Source organism: Pollutimonas subterranea (assembly GCF_002849655.1).
Classification (GTDB): domain Bacteria; phylum Pseudomonadota; class Gammaproteobacteria; order Burkholderiales; family Burkholderiaceae_B; genus Pollutimonas; species Pollutimonas subterranea.
In genome coordinates this window covers 1-21,702 of record NZ_PDNW01000005.1, presented here as the reverse complement: position 1 = coordinate 21,702, position 21,702 = coordinate 1, and the positions used below count along the sequence as shown (strand labels likewise).

Annotated in this window: 24 protein-coding genes and 1 other RNA gene; 9 read left to right on the top strand and 16 right to left on the bottom strand. The window is 57.1% G+C overall.

Annotated features, from left to right (window positions below; translation table 11 throughout):
* Nucleotides 1–7 precede the first annotated feature (7 nt).
* From CR159_RS07485 to CR159_RS07440, 10 genes are all read right to left on the bottom strand, one after another.
* Nucleotides 8–805 carry an ABC transporter ATP-binding protein gene (locus CR159_RS07485; protein WP_102073398.1) on the bottom strand — a complete coding sequence of 266 codons (798 nt, stop codon included), beginning with the start codon at nucleotides 803–805 and terminating at the stop codon, nucleotides 8–10.
* Nucleotides 806–807: 2 nt separating this feature from the next.
* Complete coding sequence (locus CR159_RS07480; RefSeq protein WP_102073397.1) at nucleotides 808–1,854, bottom strand: FecCD family ABC transporter permease; 1,047 nt, start codon at nucleotides 1,852–1,854, stop codon at nucleotides 808–810.
* Nucleotides 1,854–2,546, bottom strand: coding sequence for a tol-pal system protein YbgF (ybgF, locus tag CR159_RS07475; protein WP_102073396.1), 693 nt, complete (start codon nucleotides 2,544–2,546; stop codon nucleotides 1,854–1,856). Before ybgF ends, CR159_RS07480 begins: the two co-directional genes overlap by 1 nt.
* Nucleotides 2,547–2,618: 72 nt before the next feature.
* A complete protein-coding gene (pal, locus tag CR159_RS07470; protein ID WP_102073395.1) occupies nucleotides 2,619–3,119 on the bottom strand; it encodes a peptidoglycan-associated lipoprotein Pal in 501 nt (166 codons plus the stop codon).
* A 31-nt stretch (nucleotides 3,120–3,150) separates the two neighbouring features.
* Nucleotides 3,151–4,461: a Tol-Pal system beta propeller repeat protein TolB gene (gene tolB, locus CR159_RS07465; protein WP_102073394.1), complete on the bottom strand. Its 1,311-nt coding sequence runs from the start codon at nucleotides 4,459–4,461 to the stop codon at nucleotides 3,151–3,153.
* Between the two features lie 15 nt (nucleotides 4,462–4,476).
* Nucleotides 4,477–5,793, bottom strand: a complete 1,317-nt coding sequence (tolA, locus tag CR159_RS07460) for a cell envelope integrity protein TolA (protein WP_102073393.1) — start codon at nucleotides 5,791–5,793, stop codon at nucleotides 4,477–4,479.
* 49 nt (nucleotides 5,794–5,842) lie between these two features.
* Entirely contained in the window at nucleotides 5,843–6,286 is a 444-nt protein-coding gene (tolR, locus tag CR159_RS07455; protein ID WP_102073392.1) for a protein TolR, read from the bottom strand.
* Entirely contained in the window at nucleotides 6,286–6,960 is a 675-nt protein-coding gene (tolQ, locus tag CR159_RS07450; RefSeq protein ID WP_102073391.1) for a protein TolQ, read from the bottom strand. The genes tolR and tolQ overlap by 1 nt, the downstream gene beginning before the upstream one ends.
* Before the next feature lie 2 nt (nucleotides 6,961–6,962).
* A complete protein-coding gene (ybgC, locus tag CR159_RS07445; protein WP_439650499.1) occupies nucleotides 6,963–7,412 on the bottom strand; it encodes a tol-pal system-associated acyl-CoA thioesterase in 450 nt (149 codons plus the stop codon).
* A 57-nt stretch (nucleotides 7,413–7,469) separates the two neighbouring features.
* Entirely contained in the window at nucleotides 7,470–9,203 is a 1,734-nt protein-coding gene (locus CR159_RS07440) for a proline--tRNA ligase (RefSeq protein WP_102073389.1), read from the bottom strand.
* Nucleotides 9,204–9,268: 65 nt separating this feature from the next.
* On the opposite strand from CR159_RS07440, the gene CR159_RS07435 reads away from it, so the two are divergent.
* Genes CR159_RS07435 through CR159_RS07425 form a run of 3 tightly spaced genes read left to right on the top strand, consistent with a single transcriptional unit; the run spans nucleotide 9,269 to nucleotide 11,987 of the window.
* A complete protein-coding gene (locus CR159_RS07435; RefSeq protein ID WP_102073388.1) occupies nucleotides 9,269–9,832 on the top strand; it encodes an RNA pyrophosphohydrolase in 564 nt (187 codons plus the stop codon).
* Nucleotides 9,813–10,490, top strand: coding sequence for a response regulator (locus CR159_RS07430; RefSeq protein WP_102073387.1), 678 nt, complete (start codon nucleotides 9,813–9,815; stop codon nucleotides 10,488–10,490). Before CR159_RS07435 ends, CR159_RS07430 begins: the two co-directional genes overlap by 20 nt.
* A 9-nt stretch (nucleotides 10,491–10,499) precedes the next feature.
* Nucleotides 10,500–11,987 (top strand): sensor histidine kinase, encoded by a 1,488-nt coding sequence (locus CR159_RS07425; RefSeq protein ID WP_233208214.1) that lies wholly within the window; start codon nucleotides 10,500–10,502, stop codon nucleotides 11,985–11,987.
* A gap of 11 nt (nucleotides 11,988–11,998) precedes the next feature.
* Here CR159_RS07425 and CR159_RS07420 read toward each other — a convergent pair whose 3' ends face one another.
* From CR159_RS07420 to CR159_RS07410, 3 genes are all read right to left on the bottom strand, one after another.
* Nucleotides 11,999–12,907: an NAD(P)-dependent oxidoreductase gene (locus CR159_RS07420; RefSeq protein WP_102073386.1), complete on the bottom strand. Its 909-nt coding sequence runs from the start codon at nucleotides 12,905–12,907 to the stop codon at nucleotides 11,999–12,001.
* A gap of 153 nt (nucleotides 12,908–13,060) precedes the next feature.
* Complete coding sequence (locus tag CR159_RS07415) at nucleotides 13,061–14,566, bottom strand: tripartite tricarboxylate transporter permease (protein WP_102073385.1); 1,506 nt, start codon at nucleotides 14,564–14,566, stop codon at nucleotides 13,061–13,063.
* Nucleotides 14,567–14,581: 15 nt separating this feature from the next.
* Complete coding sequence (locus CR159_RS07410; protein WP_102073384.1) at nucleotides 14,582–15,043, bottom strand: tripartite tricarboxylate transporter TctB family protein; 462 nt, start codon at nucleotides 15,041–15,043, stop codon at nucleotides 14,582–14,584.
* A gap of 334 nt (nucleotides 15,044–15,377) precedes the next feature.
* Here CR159_RS07410 and CR159_RS07405 point away from each other — a divergent pair, with 334 nt between their 5' ends.
* From CR159_RS07405 to CR159_RS07390, 4 genes are all read left to right on the top strand, one after another.
* Nucleotides 15,378–15,782, top strand: a complete 405-nt coding sequence (locus CR159_RS07405; RefSeq protein WP_143705452.1) for a hypothetical protein — start codon at nucleotides 15,378–15,380, stop codon at nucleotides 15,780–15,782.
* 6 nt (nucleotides 15,783–15,788) lie between these two features.
* Nucleotides 15,789–16,103, top strand: a complete 315-nt coding sequence (locus CR159_RS07400; RefSeq protein ID WP_102073382.1) for a cell division protein ZapA — start codon at nucleotides 15,789–15,791, stop codon at nucleotides 16,101–16,103.
* Nucleotides 16,104–16,149: 46 nt separating this feature from the next.
* Nucleotides 16,150–16,333, top strand: a non-coding RNA gene (ssrS, locus tag CR159_RS07395) — 6S RNA.
* A 113-nt stretch (nucleotides 16,334–16,446) separates the two neighbouring features.
* Nucleotides 16,447–17,118 carry an SIMPL domain-containing protein gene (locus CR159_RS07390; protein ID WP_233208213.1) on the top strand — a complete coding sequence of 224 codons (672 nt, stop codon included), beginning with the start codon at nucleotides 16,447–16,449 and terminating at the stop codon, nucleotides 17,116–17,118.
* Here the strand turns inward: CR159_RS07390 and lgt are convergent.
* Nucleotides 17,069–17,866, bottom strand: coding sequence for a prolipoprotein diacylglyceryl transferase (lgt, locus tag CR159_RS07385; protein WP_102073381.1), 798 nt, complete (start codon nucleotides 17,864–17,866; stop codon nucleotides 17,069–17,071). The two genes, CR159_RS07390 and lgt, sit on opposite strands and share 50 nt — an antisense overlap.
* A gap of 102 nt (nucleotides 17,867–17,968) precedes the next feature.
* On the opposite strand from lgt, the gene CR159_RS07380 reads away from it, so the two are divergent.
* A complete protein-coding gene (locus CR159_RS07380) occupies nucleotides 17,969–18,316 on the top strand; it encodes a c-type cytochrome (protein ID WP_102073380.1) in 348 nt (115 codons plus the stop codon).
* Nucleotides 18,317–18,358: 42 nt separating this feature from the next.
* Here CR159_RS07380 and CR159_RS07375 read toward each other — a convergent pair whose 3' ends face one another.
* Nucleotides 18,359–19,324: a nucleoside recognition domain-containing protein gene (locus CR159_RS07375; RefSeq protein WP_102073379.1), complete on the bottom strand. Its 966-nt coding sequence runs from the start codon at nucleotides 19,322–19,324 to the stop codon at nucleotides 18,359–18,361.
* A 79-nt stretch (nucleotides 19,325–19,403) separates the two neighbouring features.
* A complete protein-coding gene (gene hppD / locus CR159_RS07370; RefSeq protein ID WP_102073378.1) occupies nucleotides 19,404–20,516 on the bottom strand; it encodes a 4-hydroxyphenylpyruvate dioxygenase in 1,113 nt (370 codons plus the stop codon).
* Between the two features lie 145 nt (nucleotides 20,517–20,661).
* Between hppD and CR159_RS07365 the strand changes: the two genes are divergently transcribed.
* Nucleotides 20,662–21,138, top strand: coding sequence for an Lrp/AsnC family transcriptional regulator (locus CR159_RS07365; RefSeq protein ID WP_102073377.1), 477 nt, complete (start codon nucleotides 20,662–20,664; stop codon nucleotides 21,136–21,138).
* Nucleotides 21,139–21,702: the final 564 nt, after the last annotated feature.

The window sequence follows — 21,702 nt, the reverse complement described above, 5'->3', positions numbered from 1 at the left end:
GGAAAAATCAGAGTTGGATCAGGTCGTCGACGAACACGTTGGAATGTCCCAGGCTGCAGCGCTCTACCCGCGCCTGGATCAGGAAAGCTTCAGCCAGATGGGGAGGCGTTATTACGGCAAGGGGCTCGCCGCTGGCCAGCAAGGCTCCTTTATGCAGAAGCAGCGCCAGGTTTGCATAGCGCAAGGCGATATTCAGGTCGTGCAGCACAATCACAATCAGTAGTCCTCGGGTGGCCGCAAGTTCAGCCAGCATTTGCATGACATGGTGCTGGTAGTTCAGGTCGAGCGAAGCAAGAGGCTCGTCCAGCAGAAGCACCGTGGGTTCATGGACCAATGCTTGCGCCAGCCCCACCATTTGCTTCTGCCCACCGGACAGCTCATCAAGGAAGCAGGCGCCAAGGTGCTCGATATCGAGATCTTGCAGAACGGCCGTGACTTTCTGCATGGCGATCGCGGTGCTTATCGGACCACGGGCTTTAAGTGCGACCAGGACAGCTTCGATCACCGTAAGGTGAACGAATTCCGGCAAGCTTTGTGGAAGATAGCGGACTTTCTCGGCGCGTATTCGCGGCGCAAGGGGCGACAGGCTCTGATCATCCAACAGCATCGTTTGCGCATGGGCAGGGACCAGCCCGGCAATGCTGCGCAAAAGCGTGGATTTGCCGCTGCCATTTCGGCCTAGCAGTGCCACGAGTTGGCCTCCCTGCAACACGGGTAGCGTCAGATCGTTCAAGACCCGGTTGCGGCCCAGAGTGCAGGACAAGCCGGTGATGCGCAACTGGACAGGCGAAGATAATGCGGCCATGCCTAGTGAACGATCCGCCGCATCAGGGCAACGATGAAAAAGGGAATGCCCACCAAGGTGGTGACGATCCCGACAGGAACGACGGTATGGGTACTGATCAGCTTTGCCGTCACGGAGGCGCTGATGAGGATGGCGCTGCCAATACAGGCGCTGGCCGGCAGGTACCACCGGTGATCTTCGCCCCAGAGCCGTCTGGCTATGTGCGGGGCCACCAGGCCGATGAAGCCGATTACACCTACCAGCGCCACGGCCAGCGAAGCCAAAAGGCTGACACGCAGCAACGAGCCCCGCCGCACTCCTTGCGCATCGACGCCCAGGCTGGCGGCGCGGTCATCGCCAAAGCGCAACGCCGTAAGCTGCCAGACTTTTCGTAATGAGAAAGGGAGCACCGCCACCAGCACGGCGGCCATCATAAGTACCTTGGGCCAATCGCTGCGTTCCAGGCTGCCCATCATCCAGAACATAAGGTCTTGCAAGGCCGCGGCATTGGCCGTCAGCTGTACCAGCGAAAGTAGGGCGTTGAAGCTGAATACCAGGGCGATTCCGAACAAGACGATTCCGGCGGTGCCTATGCGTGCGCGTCGCGCTACGGCATCAAGCAAAAGGGCACAGGATAGTGCCAGAATGAAGGCATTGAGCACCAGGGCGTACTGCTGCGGGATCAGCGGCAACCGCCAGTCGAACACCAGGGTCAGCGCAGCGCCGAGCGCCGCGGCGGAAGACACGCCCAGGGTAAACGGACTGGCCAAGGGGTTGTTGAGCACGGTCTGCATTTCGGCGCCGGCCAGTCCGAGCGCAGCGCCCACCATGAGCGCCATCAGGGCCTGCGGCAGCCGAATTTGCCACACAATAATGTCCAGCGTCGGATCAGCAGAACCGAAATCCAGCAAGGTCTTCAGCAATGAGGTCCACGCCACTTCAGAAGGCCCCAGCAGCAGATCAATGCATGTCATCGCAAGGATGGCGGCCAACAACAGCGCCAGCAAAAGCTTTCTGCGATGCCACGTTCGCTGATACGCAAGATTGGCGGCCGAGGCACTCGCGGACATTATTGCAGCAGTTTGAGCCGGCTCTTGGCCGTTTCAGCGGCAGAGGCCTGTGGATAGTCTTTTACGATACGCTGCAGGGTCGCCTTGGCACCCGCCAGGTCGTTGAGTTCGATCTGGCTGGCCGCTATGACAAGCAGCGCGTCCGGCGCACGGGGATCGTCGGGCGATGATTTAACCATGCCTTGCAAACCCTGGATGGATCCCTTGAAATCCTTGCTGGCGTACATGCTACTGCCCCGATAGAAGCGGGCTTCCGGCACGAGCGCGCTTTCCGGATAGGTCTGGATGAATGATGCAAGGGAACTTGCCGCTTCTTTGTACTTGCCGCTGCGGAATAGTCCCATGGCCGCATCGTAGACGGCTTGTTCTTGAGGATCGGATGCCTGGGTCGAGGCAGTGCCGCCTGATTGAGCTTGACTTGAGCGCTTCTCGAGCTCCTGCTGCCAGTTCAGCGTTTCCATTTGGCCGCGCATTGTGGCCATTTCGTGGCGGATGGCTTCCATCTGATCGGCCAGCTGGATGCGCGCCTGTTGATTCTGTTCGGTCAATTGCTTGATCTGTCCGCGCAGTTCCAGAATGGCGCGGCGGGCTTCATCGTCGGAAAAAGCCAGCGCGGGCGCTGCAAACAGGGCGGAAAACGATAGTGTCGCGGTCAGGACGGCAGTACGCAGGGGCAGGGAATAAACGCTCATTTCGGGTTCCGTTGAAATAAAAACGCCGCGGCGGAATGCCGCCACGGCGTTAACAGTCACAGTGATCAGATATTACTGTTGATAGACAATATCTGCACGACGGTTCTCAGCGAAGTCGGCTTCGGTATTGCCCAATGCTTTGGGTTTTTCCTTGCCGAAACTGATCGCTTCGATTTGGCTGCTGTTGACGCCCAACAGGGTCATCATACGCGCAACTGCTTCGGAGCGGCGCTGGCCGAGCGCCAAGTTGTACTCGGATCCACCACGTGCATCGGCGTTGCCTTCGATGCGGACTTTTTGTTGTCCGTGGCTGGTTAGGTACGTCGAGTGCATTTCGACCACGCTGCGGTATTGGTCAGGGACTGTGTAGCTGTTGAAATCGAAATAGACCGAACGCTGTTGAGCGAGCGGGCTTTGCGGATTAAACGGGTCCATGATTTGCCCCGAGCTGGCCGAATCTGTGCCGCCAGTGCCAGATCCGCTTGCGGACTGGTCCAGTGGTACAGAGCTACATGCTGCCAATGTAGCAACAAAAGCGGCGATTGTGAGGCGTCTTGCGATGCGCGAGCTCATTTAAAGTTCCTTTGAAAAAGAGTCACACTGATTAATTAGTAAATGGTCCCCAGGTAGGTTCGCGTACTTTGCCGTTAAGTGCTGACAGCGTTTGGCGGACGCGGCCATCGACCGAAATAACGGCCAAAACGCTACGGCCACCTTGTACGGAACTATATAGGATTTGCATTCCATTCGGTGCAAAACTTGGTGACTCATCATCGGGGCCAGCGGTTAATAATTGCTCAGATCCCGACCCCATATTCTGGATTGCAATCCGGAAAGCACCATCTCTTCGTGTAACGTACACCAGGTTGTTTGCATCTGGCGACAGCGCGGGTGAGATATTGTAACTACCGTTGAAGGTGATACGTTGAGCATCGCCACCGGCTACGGGCACCTTGTAGATGTGGGGATTACCGCCCCGATCACTGGTGAAAATCAATGATGCGCCATCGGGCGTATAGGTGGGTTCCGTGTCGATAAGAGGCGAGCGCATCACTCGGCGGAGGCCCGATCCATCGGCATTTATGGTGTATATCTGCGATATGCTGTCCCGCGACAAAACGATGGCCAATTGCTGGCCATTGGGAGACCAGGCCGGAGCGCTGTTGTTACCCTTGAAGTTGGCAATGGGAACACGCTGGCCAGTCGCCAATGTTTGAACATACACCACAGGCTTGCCCGCCTCGAAGCTGACGTAGGCCAGGCGCTTGCCGTCCGGCGACCATGAAGGCGAGATTATCGACTGTTTGGACCGCAACATTACCTGTGGATTTTGTCCGTCGGCGTCTGCAATTTGTAACTCATAACTGTTGCCAGTTTGCAACACATACGCAATGCGCGTCGAAAAAACGCCACGAACGCCGGTGATTTTTTCGTAGATTCGGTCGGCGATCTGGTGTGAAATGCGACGCAGCTCTTTCTCGCTTCCCGCGAAGGCCACGCCATCAAGCTGGGTTTTGCGGACCGAATCGACCAGACGATAGCTGATGCTGTATTGGCCCCCCGTTTGGGAAATTGAGCCATACGCCAAATAGTCGGCACCGCGATTTCGCCATTCGTCGTAAGCGATTGAACTTTCGGCGTTCAAGCTGGTACCCGTGGCGTTGACCAATCGAAATTGGCCTGATCGCGTGAGGTCGGCGCGGATGATCTCGGCCACGGCCTGGCCCTGGGCATCGCCCGCAAAGTCGGCGGTGGCGATTGGGTACTGTGTTGCACCTACGCCCGATATATCGACGCGCAGCTGAGCGTGGGACGTATTGGCAGCCATAAGGCCGGCTGCCAGTACGAGCGCTCCGAAAGTCCATACGCGCCAGGTACTGGGCGCAGCAGTTCTGGCTGGAGTGGCGGCTGTCATATCTATGATCTCCTGTTAGTCGTACATTCGGTAATCACCGTCGATATAGGACGGGTATTTGCCGCTAGGCGGTTTGGGGAAGGGCGAACATGCTTCGATCCCCTTCTTGACCGCCGCATCGAAGCGGGAATCGCCAGAGGACCCCTTTATTTGCACGTTGTCAACGATACCATTGGAGCTCAGGTCTACCCTGTATTGTACTGTGGGGTTGGCGCGGCCCTGACGTGGCGGCACGTTGAAAATCACGCGTGGCCGTATGCAGGAGCGTACCTTCGATGCATAGCCGCTATCGCCGCCCGCACCGCCTGACTGATTACGGTCCGCCGTTCCGCCCGGGATACCCGCGGCGCCCAACGCGTCACCGCGCATTGCAGCGCGAAGCGCGTCCCGCTTGCTGGCAGCTGCCTTATCGGCGGCTGCCTTCTTGGCGGCATCTTCTTTCGCTTTCTTTTCAGCCGCTGCTTTTTTCTCGGCAGCCGCTTTCTTTTCAGCAGCCGCTTTCTTCTCGGCTGCTGCTTTCTTTTCGGCCTCGGCTTGCTTCTCGGCCTCTGCCTGTTTTTCTGCAGCAGCTTTTGCCGCCGCGGCTTTTGTTGCAGCCGCCTTTTCGGCTGCCGCTTTCTCAGCCGCTGCCTTCTTGGCCGCCTGTTCCTTCGCGGCCTGTTCCGCAGCTGCTTTTTCAGCGGCGAGTTCCCTGGCTTTTTGTTCGGCAGCAGCCTTTTCAGCCTTTGCTCTTTCGGCTGCCTCTTCCTTGGCTTGCTGCTCCGCCTGCGCCTGTTTGGCGGCTGCTTCTTCGGTCGCCGCTTTCTCAGCCGCCGCTTTCTCGGCTGCCGCTTTCTTTTCGGCGGCTTCTTTTTCAGCCGCTAGCTGTGCAGCCTTCTCGGCCTTATCTTCTTGCTCGCGTTTCTTGCGGGCCTCTTCGAGGGCAATATCAGGATCTACCTCGGGCTCAGGCTCGACGACCGGAGCCGCTGGTGCCGGAGGCGGAGGGGGCGGCGGGGGCGGCTCGACAACGGGCTCAGGCTCTGGCTGGGGTTCCGGCTCGGGTTCCGGCTGGGGAGTAGGCTCGGGTTCGGGCTCCGGCTGAGGCTCATCTTGCGCCTCATCGGCCGGTTCGGGCTCAGCGTCGGGCTCGCCCGCGGTCGGTGTCGTGCCGTCTGTCCAGAGTTCAACCTGGACGGGATTGGGGGTGGAAGGCGTCGCAATGAAGCCGTACAACATGAATAGTAGTAGCAGGGCATGTATGGCAACCGCATAGGTAAGCGCGCGCCGCTCGTCGCGCTGCTCGGGAGTGCGTTCAGGGGTCTTGCCGGAATTGTTTCGTCTTTGCTTCATCAAGTTGCGTAAGGTCGTCCTTCGCCTGCCGCGAGGCGGCGGAAAGCGCCTAATTCGTTGTCGGTTCCGGGCTGGATTTTTGGTCTACGAGCAGCCCCAATCGGGTCACGCCACTGGTGCGCAACTGGTCCATGACCTTCATGACCGTATCGTACGGAACTCTTCCGTCAGCAGCAATAACCACTGGGGTGTCGGCGGAAATCCGGGACTTCACTTCCGAGACCAGGTTCTGGCTGTTGATCTTTTCGAAGTTGGCGCCCGCATCGCGCACGCGCAATGCGATGGTGCCGTCTTCGCTGATCTCGACCTCCACCGGCTTGGCCGGAACTTCGGCGGCGCTTCCTACGGAAGGAAGCTCAATCAGTCCAGGCGTGATCATGGGCGCCGTAACCATGAAAATAACCAGCAGCACCAGCATGACGTCGATGTAAGGCACGACGTTGATATCGTTTTTGAGGCGGCGGGAGCGGCTGCTGCCGCGGGCGGAAGGCATTACCGCACCTGCCGTTGCAAGATGTTCAGGAACTCGTCAATGAAGCTGTCGAAGCGAATCGACAGGCGGTCGATCTCATTGGTGTATCGATTGTAGGCAACAACAGCGGGAATCGCGGCAAAAAGGCCGATTGCCGTGGCGATCAACGCTTCGGCAATGCCTGGCGCGACTGCTGACAGAGTGGCCTGCTGCATCGACGACAGTCCGATAAAGGCGTGCATGATGCCCCAGACAGTTCCCAGCAAGCCGATGTACGGGCTGACAGAGCCGGCGGACGCGAGGAAGTTCAGGTGCGACTCCAGACTGTCCATTTCGCGCTGATAGGTGGCTCGCATGGCGCGGCGGGGACCATCGAGCATGGCTTCGCCGCCGGCACTGTTCCGGCGTGCTTTGACGAACTCGGTCATTCCCGCATCGAAGATACGGGCGAGTGCGCCATGTTCGGCGCGGCGCGTGGCCACCGCCTGTTGAAGCACCGAAAGGTCGCCGCCCGCCCAGAAGTCGTCCTCGAAACGGCGCGTTTGTTCGTTGGCGCGCTTGAGTGCCGAGCGCTTGCTGAAAATGTAAGTCCAGGATAAAACGGAAATGCCAAGCAGTACGAGCATGACCAGTTGTACGGGGATGCTGGCATCCAGCAATAGAGTAAGCAGCGACAGGTCGCTAGAGGCTTGCATGGTTAGTTCTGAGCCTTTTCCAGTAGGTTTCTAAGTTCGTGAGTGAGCCCGGCCGGACGGAAAGTATTCGCGTCGACGCAACCGACGTGCGTCCCGCTTTCACACAGCAGCTCTCCATCCCGGGAGGCGGACTGACCAAAGATGATCGAGGCCCGCCCAAGGCGGGTGATTTGGCTGTGTATGACAAGCAAGTCGTCGAGCCTTGCCGGTTTGCGATATTGTATTTCAACCTTTTTGACAACGAATATCCGATGTTCTTTGGAGGCCAGTTCCGATTGGTTTACACCGAGGCGTCTTAGCCATTCTGTTCGGGCTCGTTCAAAAAATTTCAAGTAATTGGCATAATACATAACGCCACCGGCGTCGGTGTCCTCGTAATATACGCGAATATCGAATGTCGAAAATGCAGTGGGTGTTTCAGTCGCCATGTCTTTAGTTAGGTGGTGTGACATTCCCGGCTGTCGACGGGAATGTCAGGAGGCAAGGATGCATCCTCAGCCCATGGCTTGCTACAGCGATTTAAGCCTGTCCAGTATGTGGGATAAAGCCTCTTCAACTGGCACCTTAGCGGCAGAATCGTCACGCCGAGCCTGGATTTCGAGGACATTGTCTTTAAGCCCGCGGTCTCCAATGGTAATGCGCAACGGAACGCCGATCAGCTCCCAGTCTGCAAACATGATTCCAGGACGTGTGTCGCGATCATCGAGTATGACGTCAACGCCCGCAGCCTGCAACTCCTGATAAAGCCATTCCGAGGCGTTGCGGACTGTTTCACTTTTCTGCAGGCCCATCGGACATATGACTACTTCGAAAGGCGCGATGGCCAGCGGCCAGATTATTCCCTTGTCGTCGTGGTTCTGCTCGATGGCTGCGGCCGAGATGCGGCTGATGCCTATTCCATAGCAGCCCATTTGCAGCATGGCAGGTTTGCCGTCTTTCTCCAAAAAAGTGGCGCCCAGGGCTTTGGAGTATTTGTCGCCCAGGAAAAATACGTGGCCGACTTCTATTCCGCGTTGCAAGGCCAGGTTTCCGCCTTGTGGATCGGGGTCCCCGGCGATCACATTGCGCAGGTCTGAAACTTGCGGCTCGGGCAGGTCGCGGCCCCAATTGGCGCCGGTGTAGTGGTAGCCTTGTTCATTGGCGCCGCAAATGAAATTGCTCATGTTGGCGACGGTACGGTCCGCAATGACGGTAATCGGTTTGACTGGGGAGATAGGTCCGAGATAGCCGGGTATGCAGCCAAACGTTTCCAGGATCTCGTCTTCCGTGGCGAATCGGTAGCCATTCTCGAAGCCGGGCAGCTTGCCCGTCTTGACCTCGTTCAGCTCGTGATCGCCACGCAGCAGCAGCAGCCAGATGCGCGTTTCTTCAGGCTTGCCTTCGACCTCTGTGGCCAGGACAATGCATTTCACGGTATCGGTTAAGGGGCGGCTCAATTGCTCTGCAACGATCTCGCACTTCGGTGCATCGGGCGTGGCGGTTTTCGCCAGGTTTTCGGTGGCGGGTCCCCTTTCTGCAATAAGGCAGGGCGCCTCGGCCAATTCCAGGTTCGCGGCATAGGGGGACGCCGGGTTGTATACGATGAGATCCTCGCCCGTGTCGGCTATGACCTGGAACTCATGGCTGCGAGAACCGCCGATTGATCCTGTATCCGCCGCAACCGCGCGAAACTCCAGTCCCAGGCGACCGAAGATGCGCATGTAGGCCTCGAACATGGCGTCGTAGCTGGCCTGGGCGGAAGCCTCATCCCGGTCGAACGAGTACGCATCCTTCATCGTGAATTCGCGGCCCCGCATCAGGCCGAAGCGCGGGCGCCGTTCATCACGGAACTTCGTTTGTATGTGATAGAAATTCAGGGGAAGCTGGCGCCAGCTATGAATTTCGTTGCGCGCAATATCGGTAATCACTTCTTCAGAAGTAGGCTGCAATACGAAGTCGCGGTTATGCCTGTCCTTGATCCGCAGCAGCTCGCCGCCGTATTGTTCCCAGCGGCCTGACTCGACCCATAGTTCGGCCGGCTGCACGACGGGCATCAGTAATTCAATGGCTCCCGCCTTGTTCATCTCGTCGCGAACGATCGCTTCGATTTTGCGCAGCACCTTCAGGCCCATGGGCATATAGGTGTAGATGCCTCCGGCCGCCTTGCGTATCATGCCGGCCCTTGTCATCAGTTGGTGGCTTTTTACCTCGGCTTCTGCAGGTGCTTCTTTGAGTGTATTAATGTGATACTTGCTTGCATGCATGGTGGTGATCTCGACAGATACGTATAATCAATGGTAATTGTATTGAATTCGCTTTGGGGTGGCCCATGTTAGACCGTGAAGGCTACCGTCCTAATGTCGGCATTATCCTCGTAAATCAGAAAAACGAGGTTTTTTGGGGTAAACGTATTCGGGAGCATGCGTGGCAATTCCCGCAGGGTGGCATTAAATTCGGGGAAAGTCCCGTTCAAGCCATGTTCCGTGAACTCCACGAAGAGGTGGGTTTGCGGCCCGAGCACGTTCGCATATTAGGCCGGACACGTGATTGGCTGCGTTATAACGTGCCGAACAATTTTGTTCGGCGGGATTCGCGCGGCCACTATAAGGGTCAAAAACAGATCTGGTTTTTGTTAAGAATGGTCGGCCGCGATACCGACGTGTGTTTGCGCGCCACCCGTAATCCGGAGTTCGATGCCTGGCGATGGAGCCAGTATTGGGTTCCTCTCGATGCCGTCATCGAGTTCAAACGCGACGTTTACACCCAGGCACTTAACGAGCTGGCATTGATCCTGTTCAAACGCGGACAGGAAACCCGTTATTTGCGCCAGCGTGTCCAGGGACACCGGGCTGCGTCATCGGAAAACGAGGGTCATGCGCATATTGTTGGTTGAAGATGAGCGCGAAATGGCGGCTTGGCTGGAACGGGCGCTCGCTCAAAGCGGCTTTGTGCCAGAGCATGCGCCCGACGCGCAAACGGCGGAACAGATGCTCGAGGGTGCAAGCTACGATGCCGTCGTCATGGATTTGCGCCTGCCTGACAAGCACGGGCTCGTATTGCTGCGCGAAATGCGCAATCGCGGCGACGTAACGCCGGTACTGATTCTTACGGCCCAAGGGGCATTGCAGGATCGCGTGCGGGGCCTGAATCTGGGCGCCGACGATTTCCTCACCAAACCTTTTGCCTTGGAAGAGCTCGAAGCCAGGCTCGCCGCGCTGGTTCGGCGCAGCCGTGGACGCAAGACGCCTCGCATGGCTTGCGGGTCCCTGCTGTACGACAGCGAAAGCCGGGCGTTCTCGCTGGATGGGACCATTCTGCACCTGACCCCGCGCGAACATGCCGCGCTTGCCGTGCTTATCACCCGCAGCGGGATGCCCGTCGAAAAAAGCCAGCTATTCAATCGGGTATTCGAGCACGACAGCGAATCAAGCACCGACGCCATCGAGGTTGTCCTGCACCGCCTTCGCAAAAAGCTTGCCGGCAGCGATGTCCACATCGTGACCGTGCGCGGTCTCGGCTATATGCTTGAGAGTATTCTTGATGATGTCTGAGGCTTGGTCTTGAAACCCGTCAGGCGTGGCGGCATCCGTTTCTGGCTACTGGTTCTTCTTATTCCGGGCGTGGTCACTTTATTGCTGGTCGACAGTCGCAGCGACTATCAAGCCTTGAACATCGTCACCCAGGAAGTGTATGACAGCGCGCTGCTTGAGCCCGCAAAGATCCTGGAAAACAGTGTCGAGTTCAACACGGACGGGACGCTGCGCATCGACCCTCCTTTCTATGCACAAGTAATGCTGGAATCGCGCGCAGGCAATCGAAAATATTTCCACGTGGAAGAAGTGGTACCCAGGGTCTTGAGCCTGGCGGGTTCATCGGGCAAGCAAATCAATGGACGCACGCTGCTAGGAATGCAGGGCCTGCCCCCGCCCGAAAATCTCGCTGATAACGAAGGGATGCCGGTCTTCTACAACACCATGTACCGTAACGACGAGGTTCGCATGGTGGCGCTTTGGCGCGACCTGCATTACGACGGCCTTCATCGGCAGGTGGTGGTGTTGGTGGGTGAAAGCATGGACATGCGGCTGCGTACGCAGCAACAGGCTTGGCGAGAGGGGCTGTTTCGCGATGGTCGCATGCTTATCCTCGCGATATTGTTGGTATGGCTCAGCGTCCTGTGGGCATTGCGCCCATTGAACGAGCTGCGGCGCGAAATCAAGGCACGCGATATTGACAACCTCATGCCTCTGGACGACAGCCACGTACCGCGCGAAGTGGTGCCGCTGGTAAAAGCGGTGAATCACCATATCGATCTGTACCGCCAGGTACTGGACCGACAGGCAAGATTTCTGGCAGACGCGTCGCACCAGTTGCGTACTCCTTTGGCAATCATGCGCACGCAGGCGCAATATGCTCAACGCGAGCCGGATATCGCCCGCATGCGCGAAACGCTGGCCGCGATCATCCGCCAGCTGGGCCAAACCTCGCGTCTGACCGAGCAGCTTTTATCGCTGGCGCATGCCAGCCGTAATGACGCCTCGCCCCATGCAAAGGTGGATCTCAATGCACTCGCTCGCGAAGTCGTACTTTTATATTTGCCGCTAGCGCGAGAGAAGCACCAGGATCTCGGCTGGGTTGACTGCGGCGAGGCGAACGACGAGGAGGATGCCGCCCACGTATGGGTACTGGGCAGCGATGCCGAAATTCACGAATCGATCTCCAACCTTGTGCATAACGCCATCAATCATGCTGGCGATGGCAGCACCATAACGGTTTCTGCCGGGATCGAAGAAAACGACGCCTGGGTCAGCGTCTGCGACAACGGCGTCGGGCTGGACCCTTCGTTGCGTGAAAGCGTGTTCATACGTTTTGACCGCGGTGGCACCGCGCGCAAGGGAAATCGCGGTAGCGGCTCAGGACTTGGGCTTGCGATTGCGCTGGCGTATGCGCAACGCAATCGCGGTACCATTTTGCTGAAAGACGGCGATGCCACCGTGGACGGCGGCGTCGGACTGTGCGCGGTACTGATCATGCCGAAACATTCGGCTTGAGGCCTGTTCCTCTACTTGTTTTGCAGGCGCTTGATCAGGCTGGAGGTATCCCAGCGGTTTCCGCCCATGTGCTGTACGTCTGCATAGAATTGATCGACCAAGGCCGTTACCGGAACTCGCGCCCCATTGCGCTTGGCCTCATCCAGCACCAGGCCCAGGTCTTTGCGCATCCAGTCGACGGCGAAGCCGAAGTCGAACTTGTCATCGACCATGGTCGAGCCGCGATTCTCCATTTGCCAGCTTTGTGCCGCACCTTTGCTGATGACGGCCAGAACCTGCTTCATGTCCAGCTTGGCTGCCTGGCCGAACGCGATGCCTTCAGAGAGGCCCTGAACCAGCCCCGCGATGCAGATCTGGTTGACCATTTTGCATAGTTGGCCCGCACCGGATTCGCCCAGCAAGGTGACGGCCTGCGCGCAGGCGCTGATCAACGGCTTGACGGTATCGAAGTGTGCCTGCTCGCCGCCGCACATGACGGTCAGCGCGCCATTGATGGCGCCGGCCTGGCCACCTGATACCGGTGCATCGACAAAACCGACGTTCTGTTTCCTGGCCTGTTCATAAAGTTCGCGAGCAACCTCGGCAGAGGCGGTCGTGTGATCGACAAAAATGCTTCCCGCGGCCATGCCCGCCAATGCGCCGTTCTCGCCCAGCACGACGCTGCGCAGGTCGTCGTCGTTGCCCACGCAGCAGAACACGATGCTGGCACCCTGTACGGCTTCTTTGGGGGTCCGGGCAGCTTTGCCGCCGAACTCCTGAGCCCACGCCTCTGCCTTTTCGAATGTGCGGTTATAGACTGTGACTTGGTGGCCCGACGTTGCCAGGTGTCCCGCCATGGGAAAGCCCATTACGCCCAGGCCCAGATAGGCGATCTGGGAACTAGGGACGGAATCGTAGGGCCTGGCTTTGATAGACGACATATCGTTGTTCTCCGTGTAATGAAAGTTCTGTGTTGTTCTATCCGTAAGATTACCTCATAGACAGAGGCCCACGGTAGAGTCGGACAAAAACTAAAAAGGCCGAGCCCTGTGTGACAGGGCTCGGCCAATTGGACTGCGTACTTCGTTAGCGGCTTAGCCTTCTTCCACGAATGCTTCTTCGCGTCTTTTCCGGATCGAAGGAAGCGCCACCAGCACCACGAGGACTGCTGCGGCAATCAGCAAGGACATCGACAAGGGCCGGGTCACGAAGGTGGTGTAGTCGCCCCGGGCCAGCAGCAATGCCCGCCGGAAGTTCTCTTCCATCATGGGTCCGAGCACCAGGCCCAGCAGCAACGGTGCGCCCTCGCATTTGAGCTTGCTCCAGATATATCCGATCAGGCCGAAGGCCGCGGTCATCCAGATGTCAAAGACGTTGTAGTTCAGCGAATACACACCGATCGTGCAGAACACCAGAATGGCGGGGAACAGAATGCGGTATGGCACGTTCAGCAGCTTGACCCACAGACCCACCAGCGGCAGGTTCAGGATGACCAGCATCAGGTTGCCAATCCACATCGACACGATCAGGCCCCAGAACAGGTCCGGGTGGCTGGTCATGACCTGGGGACCAGGCTGGATGTTGTGGATGGTCATGGCGCCGATCATCAGGGCCGTGACCGCATTACCCGGAATACCCAAGGTCAGCAACGGAATGAAAGACGCTTGCGAACCAGCGTTGTTGGCGGATTCCGGGCCGGCGAGACCAGCGGGGTGGCCCTTGCCGAAACGCTCGGGATTCTTCGATATCTTCTTTTCCAATGTGTAGGAGGCAAAGGACGAAAGCACCGCGCCGCCGCCGGGCAGGATGCCCAGTGCGCAACCGACGGCCGTACCGCGAACGGCGGCGGGCCAGGATTCCTTGAATTCCTGCTTGTTGGGATACAGGCTGCCGACTTTACCGGTCAGGTCTACCCGCTGGTCCTTGAGTTCCAGGTTGTTCATGATCTCGGAGAAACCGAACACACCCATGGCGACCACGGCAAAGTCGATGCCATCCTGCAGTTCAGGAATGCCGAAGTCGTAGCGGGCAACGCCCGAGTTCACGTCGGTGCCGACCATACCCAGCAACAAGCCCAGCAATATCATGCAGATGGCCTTGGGCAGCGAACCGGATGCCAGCACGACCGCGCCGATCAGGCCCAATACCATCAGCGAAAAGTATTCCGCAGGGCCAAACTTGAATGCGACTTCAGCCAGGGGCGGCGCGAAGGCCGCAATCATCAGTGTGGCCACGCAGCCGGCAAAGAAGGAGCCCAGTGCGGCAATGGCCAGGGCCGCTCCGGCACGCCCATTGCGCGCCATCTGGTGGCCATCCAGCACGGTCACCACCGCGGCTGTTTCTCCCGGCAGCGCCACCAAAATTGCTGTGGTTGATCCGCCGTAGGCGGCGCCGTAATAAATACCGGCCAGCATGATCAGGCCAGCCACGGGTGGCAGGACATAGGTAATGGGCAGCAGCATCGCGATGGTCGGCACAGGGCCGATACCCGGCAACACGCCGATCAATGTGCCCAACAGGCAGCCCAGGAGGCAGTACGCCAGGTTCTCGAACGAGAGCGCGACGGAAAAGCCCAACGATAAATGTTCAATGAGTTCCATTTTTCCGATTTCCGTTTAGTTGCCGAGAAAGCTAGGCCACAAGGGGAAGATCAGACCTAGACCCTTGATAAATGCCAGCCATACGAACAGGACGATAAATATCGCGTTGATCGCGGCGACCTTCCAGTTGAAGATGTGGCTTGCCATGCTGCTGAGAAACACCAGCAGGAAGACCGAAATATAGACACCAAGGAAGTCTAGTACGCTGCCGCACAGCGCAACCGATCCGATCACGACGAACACGATCTTCCAGTCGAATTTTTCGACTTCAGTTTCTTCTGCCTTTTTGGACATGGAGCCGAGTGTGACGCATGCGCCCAACACGGCCAGGCAGACGCCCAACCAGAAGGGGAAATAGCCGGGACCCATGCGGGCAGCGGTACCCATGGAGTAATTGGTGGCGACTAACGCAAAGCCGACGCCTATGGTGACGAACATAATACCGGACCAGAAGTCCTGTTTATTTCTGAGCTGCATGTTGACGAAAACTCCCTGACAGCGAGGTAGAACAAGATATTCTCAAGCGTATCTGCACGAGTCCCTGCGTTTCGCGAAGACAATCAGACTGGCTGAATATCGAAAGGTGAGGCATGGTAATAGACGCGGGGAGGGCTGAGAAGCAAGACAGGGGCGAGTTGGTTTAGGGTTTACCCCTGAAAATGCCTTTTTTTTGCCGTCATGCGGCTTATCATGCATTTTCAAGCCCTGCATGAAAGAAAACTGAAAGGTTTTGGAAAGAGCGGTGAAAGGTTATGATTGGTTTTCATTTTTCCCTATCCACATCGGTGTGGGATGGTTTACGATAACGCCCATGTTGCAAGATCTAGATTCTCTCGCTGCCCGTATCGGGCAAATGGTACAGTTCGCCCGCCAGCTTCAAAGCGAACGCGCTGCCTTGCAGGCTCGCCTTAAAAATCTCGAGGACGAGCGCTCCGCCTTGCGCGACCAACTGTTGCGGCGCGAAGCCGAATATGCGTCCATGGCTCAGCGCGTCAGTGTGCACGAAGCCGAGATGAACACACTTCGTTCCGCGACCGATGCTGCCCATGCGACGCTGCAAGTCGAAGTCACGCAGTACAGGACCGAGTGCGAAGCACTGAAGCTGAAGCTTGCGGCCAGTCAGTCCGATACCTCGCGTTTGCGCGTCGTGGCTGACAAGGCTCGCGAACATATCGATTCAATCTTAGTGCGCCTGCCCGGCGCGCCGCAGGAGTAGAGTATTATGGAACGCATAGACGTATCCATTCTGGGCCGGGATTACTCCTTAGCATGCATGCCCGCCGAAAAAGAAGCTCTGCTGGCAGCGGTACGCCACGTCGATCAACGCATGCTTGGTGTAAAAGGTTCGGGCAAGGTGGCCAGCAACGAGCGCATTGCAGTTATGGCGGCAATTCAGATCGCCGTCGAGCTTTTAGCCATGCGCGCACCCGACGGACCGCTAAGTAACCTTGCATTGGGTGATTTCAAGCGTAAAATTGATGACATGAACAACATGCTCGACCAAGTAGTCGGGCCAGCAACTCAAGCTCAGAGGTAGAATCAACATAATAGTTTTCGGATATTGGCATTCAATATCCACCAGTTAGTCCCTGCCGTGTTCGTGACCTTGGCCATACATTCCTTGAACCAATGCTTTTGGCATACCGGTTGCTGGATTGACAAGTAGGAGTGCTCTCCATTTATGGCGAACCCGAAGCTTGACTGAAGGCGACCACCTTGAACCCTCGGTTCCAGGATGCCGGCCTAGACGGCACAGGCGGGGCAATTTATCAAAGCTCGTCTTCGGACGAGCTTTTTCTTTATGGGATGAAACTATGTACTTATCAGGGCAGAATCGAAAACGGCTGTTCGCACTCGCTTTGAGTGTGGGTGCAAGTACCATGACGTTACCGGTATTGGCGCAGCAAGAAGGCGATGACGAGCCGAAAGGCGGGAAGTGGCCACAGGCAAGCTTGCGTGCTGAAGCGTCCGAACAGATTGCTCAGGACACCGTGAGAATCACGCTTGCGTCCGAAGTCAGCGATGCCACGCAGTCGGCCGTTGCCAAATCCCTCAGCAAGACGCTGCAAAGCGTGATGGACGATGCCAAGGGCGATGCCAAGGTGAAAGTCAGTAGCGGCAACTACCATGTATGGCCCATGAACAATGAGAAGGGCAAGATATCAAATTGGCGCGGGCGCGGTGAAATTTTCCTGAAATCCACGGATTTCGCCGCGGCATCCGAGCTCGCAGCAAAATTAAGCGATCGCATGCCCATTTCAAACCTTGATTTTTCGGTTTCGCCGCAAGTCCGGGCGAAACACGAAGAGGCCTTGCTGACGCAAGCCGTCAAGGCTTTCGGCCAGCGGGCCCAGGCCTTGACCGATGCGCTGGGCTTTGCCGGCTATTCCATACGCAATATCGACTTGAGTGGCGCCGGAGCCCAGTACCAGCCTGCTCAGCGCATGGTCGGAATGGCCGCAGACAAATCCAGTGTCCCATTGGAAGGCGGCACGGAAACGGTCACGGTGTCGATTCGCGGTTCGATTTTTTTACAGACCACGCAAAAATAATCGCACCGGCCAGGACCATGGGCAGCGACAACAACTGGCCCATGGACAAGCCGCCCGCCAACAGGCCCAGGTAATAGTCGGGCTCTCGCGTAAATTCCGCCAGGAATCTGAACGTGCCGTAACCCATGAGGAATACGGCGCTGACCTGACCGACGGGCCGCTTCTTGCGCGCGAAGAGCCAGACCAGGGCAAACAGCGCGAATCCTTCTAGGCCCATTTCGTATAACTGCGAGGGATGGCGTGCAATGCCGTCTTCGGTATGTGGGAACACCATGCCCCATGGTAATGTGGTGGGTCGGCCCCATAGCTCGCCATTGATGAAATTGCCCAGGCGTCCGGCTGCCAGGCCCAGCGGGATCAACGGCGCAACGAAATCGCCGATTTCCAGAAGGGATTTATTGCGTTTGCGCGCGAAAATCAGCAGCACGACGATTACACCCACCAGCCCGCCATGAAACGACATGCCGCCTTGCCATAAATAGAAGATTTCCAGCGGACGGGCGAGATATTCGGCGGGCTTGTAGAACAACACATAACCCAGGCGGCCGCCCACCACCACGCCAAGCACGCAATAGAAAATGATGTCTTCAAGGTCGCGCAAGCTCAGGTCGGTGTCGCCCCTGTTGATACGCCACCGCCCAAGCACCCACACCAACGCAAAGCCGATGAGATACATGAGGCCATACCAGTGTATGGCCACCGGGCCGATTTGCAGGGCGACGGGGTCGATTTGCGGATAGTGAAGCATGGCTTTGATTGTCTTGTTGAAATATGGCCGATAATACCGCGATACAGGCTCAAGCTGGCCTGCTTTGAATCCGGCATTTCTTTTAACGCAGTCAGGTAGTTTATGTATTCACGTTTTTTCATCACTTTATTGTGCTGGGCCAGCTTTGGACTGAGCGCCAATGTGACCGCCCAGACCACTGGTATTGACCTGGCCAAATCCAATAACTGCCTGGCATGCCATCAGGTCGACAAGAAAAGGGTAGGCCCGTCTTTCACGCTGGTTGCGCAGCGATTCGCCAATCAGGACGGCGCCTTGGAATACCTGGCCAACACCATACGGCACGGGGGGCGTGGTCGCTGGGGTGCCGTACCCATGCCTGCCCAGCCACAGGTAAGTCCTGCGAATGCCCAGTTGATCGCCGCATGGATACTGTCGCTGGCGGACAAAAATCTGCCCGAGATCAAATAGCATGCGCTGTTAGCGCCACGGCTATGTATCAGTGTGTTGAATTCAGGGCTGCTGAACGCTGACGTGGACAGCGCTTCGGCTACCTCCGCCTGTCAGCCTGGCCAGTACCGCAACAATGGCCAGGGTCACTAAAACACGGCCGACCAGTATTACCCATATATCGGCACCCAACGCCATCAGCAGCAGGGTGTCTTCAATCAGGGAATGGGATAGTGATAGCCACGACAAGGCCAACAATCGTGTCCGCGGCGAGAAGTTCTGCTTCTCCGCCTCTTCGATGATCAGCGCGCCGCCATAGGTAAGTCCAAGCAATACCCCGACGGTGGTCACCGGTGCAACCTGGGCGTTCAAGCCTGAAACGCGAAGCAAGGGCATCATGGCGGCCGTAATACGCCGGGTAATGCCTAGACGCTCCAGCACGTCGAGTATGACCACGAGGACTGCAATGATTACAAAAGTCAGGGCCAGCGAAAACGCAGTGGCTCGTATCCAGTCCAGATAACCGCCGGATGCCGCGGCAACCGCCGTGTCCGATCCCCTAAGCCACTCGAAAGATACGGGGTCGGCGAGCGCGCCAGTGAAATAGCAAGCCCACGAGACGGCAGCACCGTACACCAAGGCCGTCCCAACGCGCAATGCGCCTGTTACCCAGAAGCCCGCTCCCGCGCGCCGTACGATAGCCTGTTCTACCGGCAGACCATGCGCAAAAAGCATCATGGCGCACAGGGCGCTGAGCTGTCCGGCTGTCATGTCGATGGTGCCGGCCAGGCTGCTTAGCGAGGCGATGCCGCCGTATATTCCGATCAGTAGCGTGGTGGCCCAGATGATGCCGGCTTCGGGGGGAAGGTTCAGCAGGGACATGGCCGGTGCGATGACGCGGCCCACGAGGTCCACCAGGCCAAATTCTTGAGCGATCTGGACGATGATCATGACCGGGAGCATGACCTTGCTGACAGCAATAAACATGTGCCAGCTGCGCGACAGCATGGTCTTTGGATACGAGAGCATCACGCTTCCCTGCATATTGAGTGCAGCGATTTTATCGGTTTTCAGGCAACAGGGTTACCCCGTTGCCTGTACCGCAATGCTATTCGACGTTTTTCAGCACGCCTCGCCGCATTTGATCGAGTTCGATGGACTCGAACAGCGCCTTAAAGTTGCCTTCTCCAAAACCTTCATTGCCCTTGCGCTGGATGATCTCGAAAAAGATGGGGCCGATCTGGTTCTCGGTAAATATTTGCAATAACAGTTCGCCTTCTGCGGCGCCATCCAGCAGTATTTTGTTCGCTTGCAAACGGGAAACGTCTTCGCCATGGTTGGGCAGGCGGCGGTCGAGCAGTTCGTAATACGTGTCGGGGGTGTCCAGGAACTGAAGCCCGGCACTTCGCAAGTGTTCCACCGTGCCATAGATATTGTCGCTGGCCAGGGCGATGTGCTGTATGCCTTCACCGCGATAGAGATCCAGGTACTCTTGAATCTGGCCTTTTTCCTCTGTGCCTTCTTCATTGATGGGAATGCGGATATTGCCGCAAGGCGAAGTCATGGCCTTGGACTTCACGCCTGTCACCTTGCCTTCAATATCGAAGTATCGAACCTCGCGGAAGTTGAACAGCCGCTCATAGAACTCGGCCCATTCGTCCATGCGGCCTTTGTGCACGTTGTGGGTCAGGTGGTCGACAATAGTCAGGCCGGCGCCCGTGTAGTTGAGGTCCGCCTGGGCGGTGGCCGGATCGATGGGTTCAAAGTCGACGTCGTAGATGCTGATGTCGCCGATTCCGCCGTGCCCTTGCTTGCCTTGCCAGCGATCCACCAAATAGATGAGCGAATCGCCTATGCCCTTGATGGCAGGAATATTGAGTTCCATGGGGCCGCTACCCGAATCAAAACCCCACGCACCCAATTCAAGGGCGCGTTTGTAGGCTTTTCCGGCATCGTCGACACGAAATGCGATGGCGCAGATGGATGGCCCATGCAGCCGTGCGAAGCGCTGTGCAAAGGAATCTGGTTCAGCATTGATAAGGAAATTGATCCCGCCCTGGCGGTAGAGCGTAACGTCCTTGTTGCGGTGTTTGGCGATGGCTTTGAAGCCTAGCGCCTCGAAAACCTTTCCAAGGGCAACGGGGTCGGGGGCAGTGTATTCAATGAATTCGAAACCTGCAGTGCCCATGGGGTTGTCCCATGGCTGGAATTGAGCGGTCATATAAGGCTCCTGCAATATGCGGCGGCGGTGGTAGGGTAATAGCAAGATTTTAAGCACTATGCCCTGGCAGGTGCTTGCGAAATCCCCTTGATAGAAAGTGGTTAAAGCAATTTAATATGGCTATTGAAACGAATATAGGCAGTTTATGGCGCAAAATGATTTGGACCGGATAGATAAGCAAATTCTGGCGGAACTGCAACGTAATGGCCGCCTTAGCAACCAGGATCTTGCCGATAAGGTGGCGCTCTCGCCCAGCCCGTGCTTGCGCCGGGTACGAAGGCTGGAGGACGAGGGCTACATACAGCGCTACGTCGCGCTCGTTGACCCCGATAAGGTCGGGCTCAAGCTGCTGGCATATGTGACCATCAGGCTGAACAAGATACACAGGGCAAGCCATGCGCCGATCTCCGACTTCGCGCATGATGTGCAGGATTGGCCTGAGGTCGTAGAGTGCTATGCCATGTCGGGTGACATGGATTACTTGTTGCGCGTCCAGGTCGAGGACCTCACGCAATTTTCCCGCTTTGCCATGGACAAACTCATGCAACATCCTGCTGTTGTCGACATGAGGTCGAGCTTTACCTTGCAGCGCATTAAAGAGACGACCGAGTTGGCCGTGTAGCGCCGTGGCCGTGAATGGATTCCTGGCATCCTATCCAACGCATTCTATAGACGCCCCGTCTTGAGAGGTGTGCTTCTTGTCTTAATCGCCGGATGTGTTCTGTATATAGATAGCGGGTCGCTTACCTGTCTATATAGATAGCGGCCGCTAGCTCTCTATATAGATAGAGCCGCCTATATAGGGAGGGTACTTATATAGGGATGCAACGCAGATGGCGCCCCAGCCTGGATGGACAGCAAAGCTTCGCTGTGACGCGTTAACTCTTTCTTGGGCGAGCCCGGACGCCGATGGGAGAACATAAATCAGCCCATTTTCCATCCCTTTCGCGTGAATTGGGCCAGCGACCCCAAATTATTTCATTCCCGTTAAAAATATCTTACTGTTTTGTTTCAAGGGCTTATCGATTCTTTGGTCACGAAAGGCCGCTTTTCCGTATTATTTCCCCGTTTTTCGTTTGCGCGGCACAAAATACCTGTGCTATAGTTTCGTTCTTCGCTGCTCCAACACCTAGGGTTTACCCGCGGTGCAGACGGCGAAGCGCAGTGAAACCAAAGGCCTGTTGGC

Coding starts and splice junctions, on each gene's coding strand:
- CR159_RS07485 (WP_102073398.1), bottom strand. CDS start 805: ATGGCCGCATTATCTTCGCCTGTCCAGTTGCGCATCACCGGCTTGTCC.
- CR159_RS07480 (WP_102073397.1), bottom strand. CDS start 1,854: ATGTCCGCGAGTGCCTCGGCCGCCAATCTTGCGTATCAGCGAACGTGG.
- ybgF (WP_102073396.1), bottom strand. CDS start 2,546: ATGAGCGTTTATTCCCTGCCCCTGCGTACTGCCGTCCTGACCGCGACA.
- pal (WP_102073395.1), bottom strand. CDS start 3,119: ATGAGCTCGCGCATCGCAAGACGCCTCACAATCGCCGCTTTTGTTGCT.
- tolB (WP_102073394.1), bottom strand. CDS start 4,461: ATGACAGCCGCCACTCCAGCCAGAACTGCTGCGCCCAGTACCTGGCGC.
- tolA (WP_102073393.1), bottom strand. CDS start 5,793: ATGAAGCAAAGACGAAACAATTCCGGCAAGACCCCTGAACGCACTCCC.
- tolR (WP_102073392.1), bottom strand. CDS start 6,286: ATGCCTTCCGCCCGCGGCAGCAGCCGCTCCCGCCGCCTCAAAAACGAT.
- tolQ (WP_102073391.1), bottom strand. CDS start 6,960: ATGCAAGCCTCTAGCGACCTGTCGCTGCTTACTCTATTGCTGGATGCC.
- ybgC (WP_439650499.1), bottom strand. CDS start 7,412: ATGTCACACCACCTAACTAAAGACATGGCGACTGAAACACCCACTGCA.
- CR159_RS07440 (WP_102073389.1), bottom strand. CDS start 9,203: ATGCATGCAAGCAAGTATCACATTAATACACTCAAAGAAGCACCTGCA.
- CR159_RS07435 (WP_102073388.1), top strand. CDS start 9,269: ATGTTAGACCGTGAAGGCTACCGTCCTAATGTCGGCATTATCCTCGTA.
- CR159_RS07430 (WP_102073387.1), top strand. CDS start 9,813: ATGCGCATATTGTTGGTTGAAGATGAGCGCGAAATGGCGGCTTGGCTG.
- CR159_RS07420 (WP_102073386.1), bottom strand. CDS start 12,907: ATGTCGTCTATCAAAGCCAGGCCCTACGATTCCGTCCCTAGTTCCCAG.
- CR159_RS07415 (WP_102073385.1), bottom strand. CDS start 14,566: ATGGAACTCATTGAACATTTATCGTTGGGCTTTTCCGTCGCGCTCTCG.
- CR159_RS07410 (WP_102073384.1), bottom strand. CDS start 15,043: ATGCAGCTCAGAAATAAACAGGACTTCTGGTCCGGTATTATGTTCGTC.
- CR159_RS07405 (WP_143705452.1), top strand. CDS start 15,378: ATGTTGCAAGATCTAGATTCTCTCGCTGCCCGTATCGGGCAAATGGTA.
- CR159_RS07400 (WP_102073382.1), top strand. CDS start 15,789: ATGGAACGCATAGACGTATCCATTCTGGGCCGGGATTACTCCTTAGCA.
- CR159_RS07390 (WP_233208213.1), top strand. CDS start 16,447: ATGACGTTACCGGTATTGGCGCAGCAAGAAGGCGATGACGAGCCGAAA.
- lgt (WP_102073381.1), bottom strand. CDS start 17,866: ATGCTTCACTATCCGCAAATCGACCCCGTCGCCCTGCAAATCGGCCCG.
- CR159_RS07380 (WP_102073380.1), top strand. CDS start 17,969: ATGTATTCACGTTTTTTCATCACTTTATTGTGCTGGGCCAGCTTTGGA.
- CR159_RS07375 (WP_102073379.1), bottom strand. CDS start 19,324: ATGCTCTCGTATCCAAAGACCATGCTGTCGCGCAGCTGGCACATGTTT.
- hppD (WP_102073378.1), bottom strand. CDS start 20,516: ATGACCGCTCAATTCCAGCCATGGGACAACCCCATGGGCACTGCAGGT.
- CR159_RS07365 (WP_102073377.1), top strand. CDS start 20,662: ATGGCGCAAAATGATTTGGACCGGATAGATAAGCAAATTCTGGCGGAA.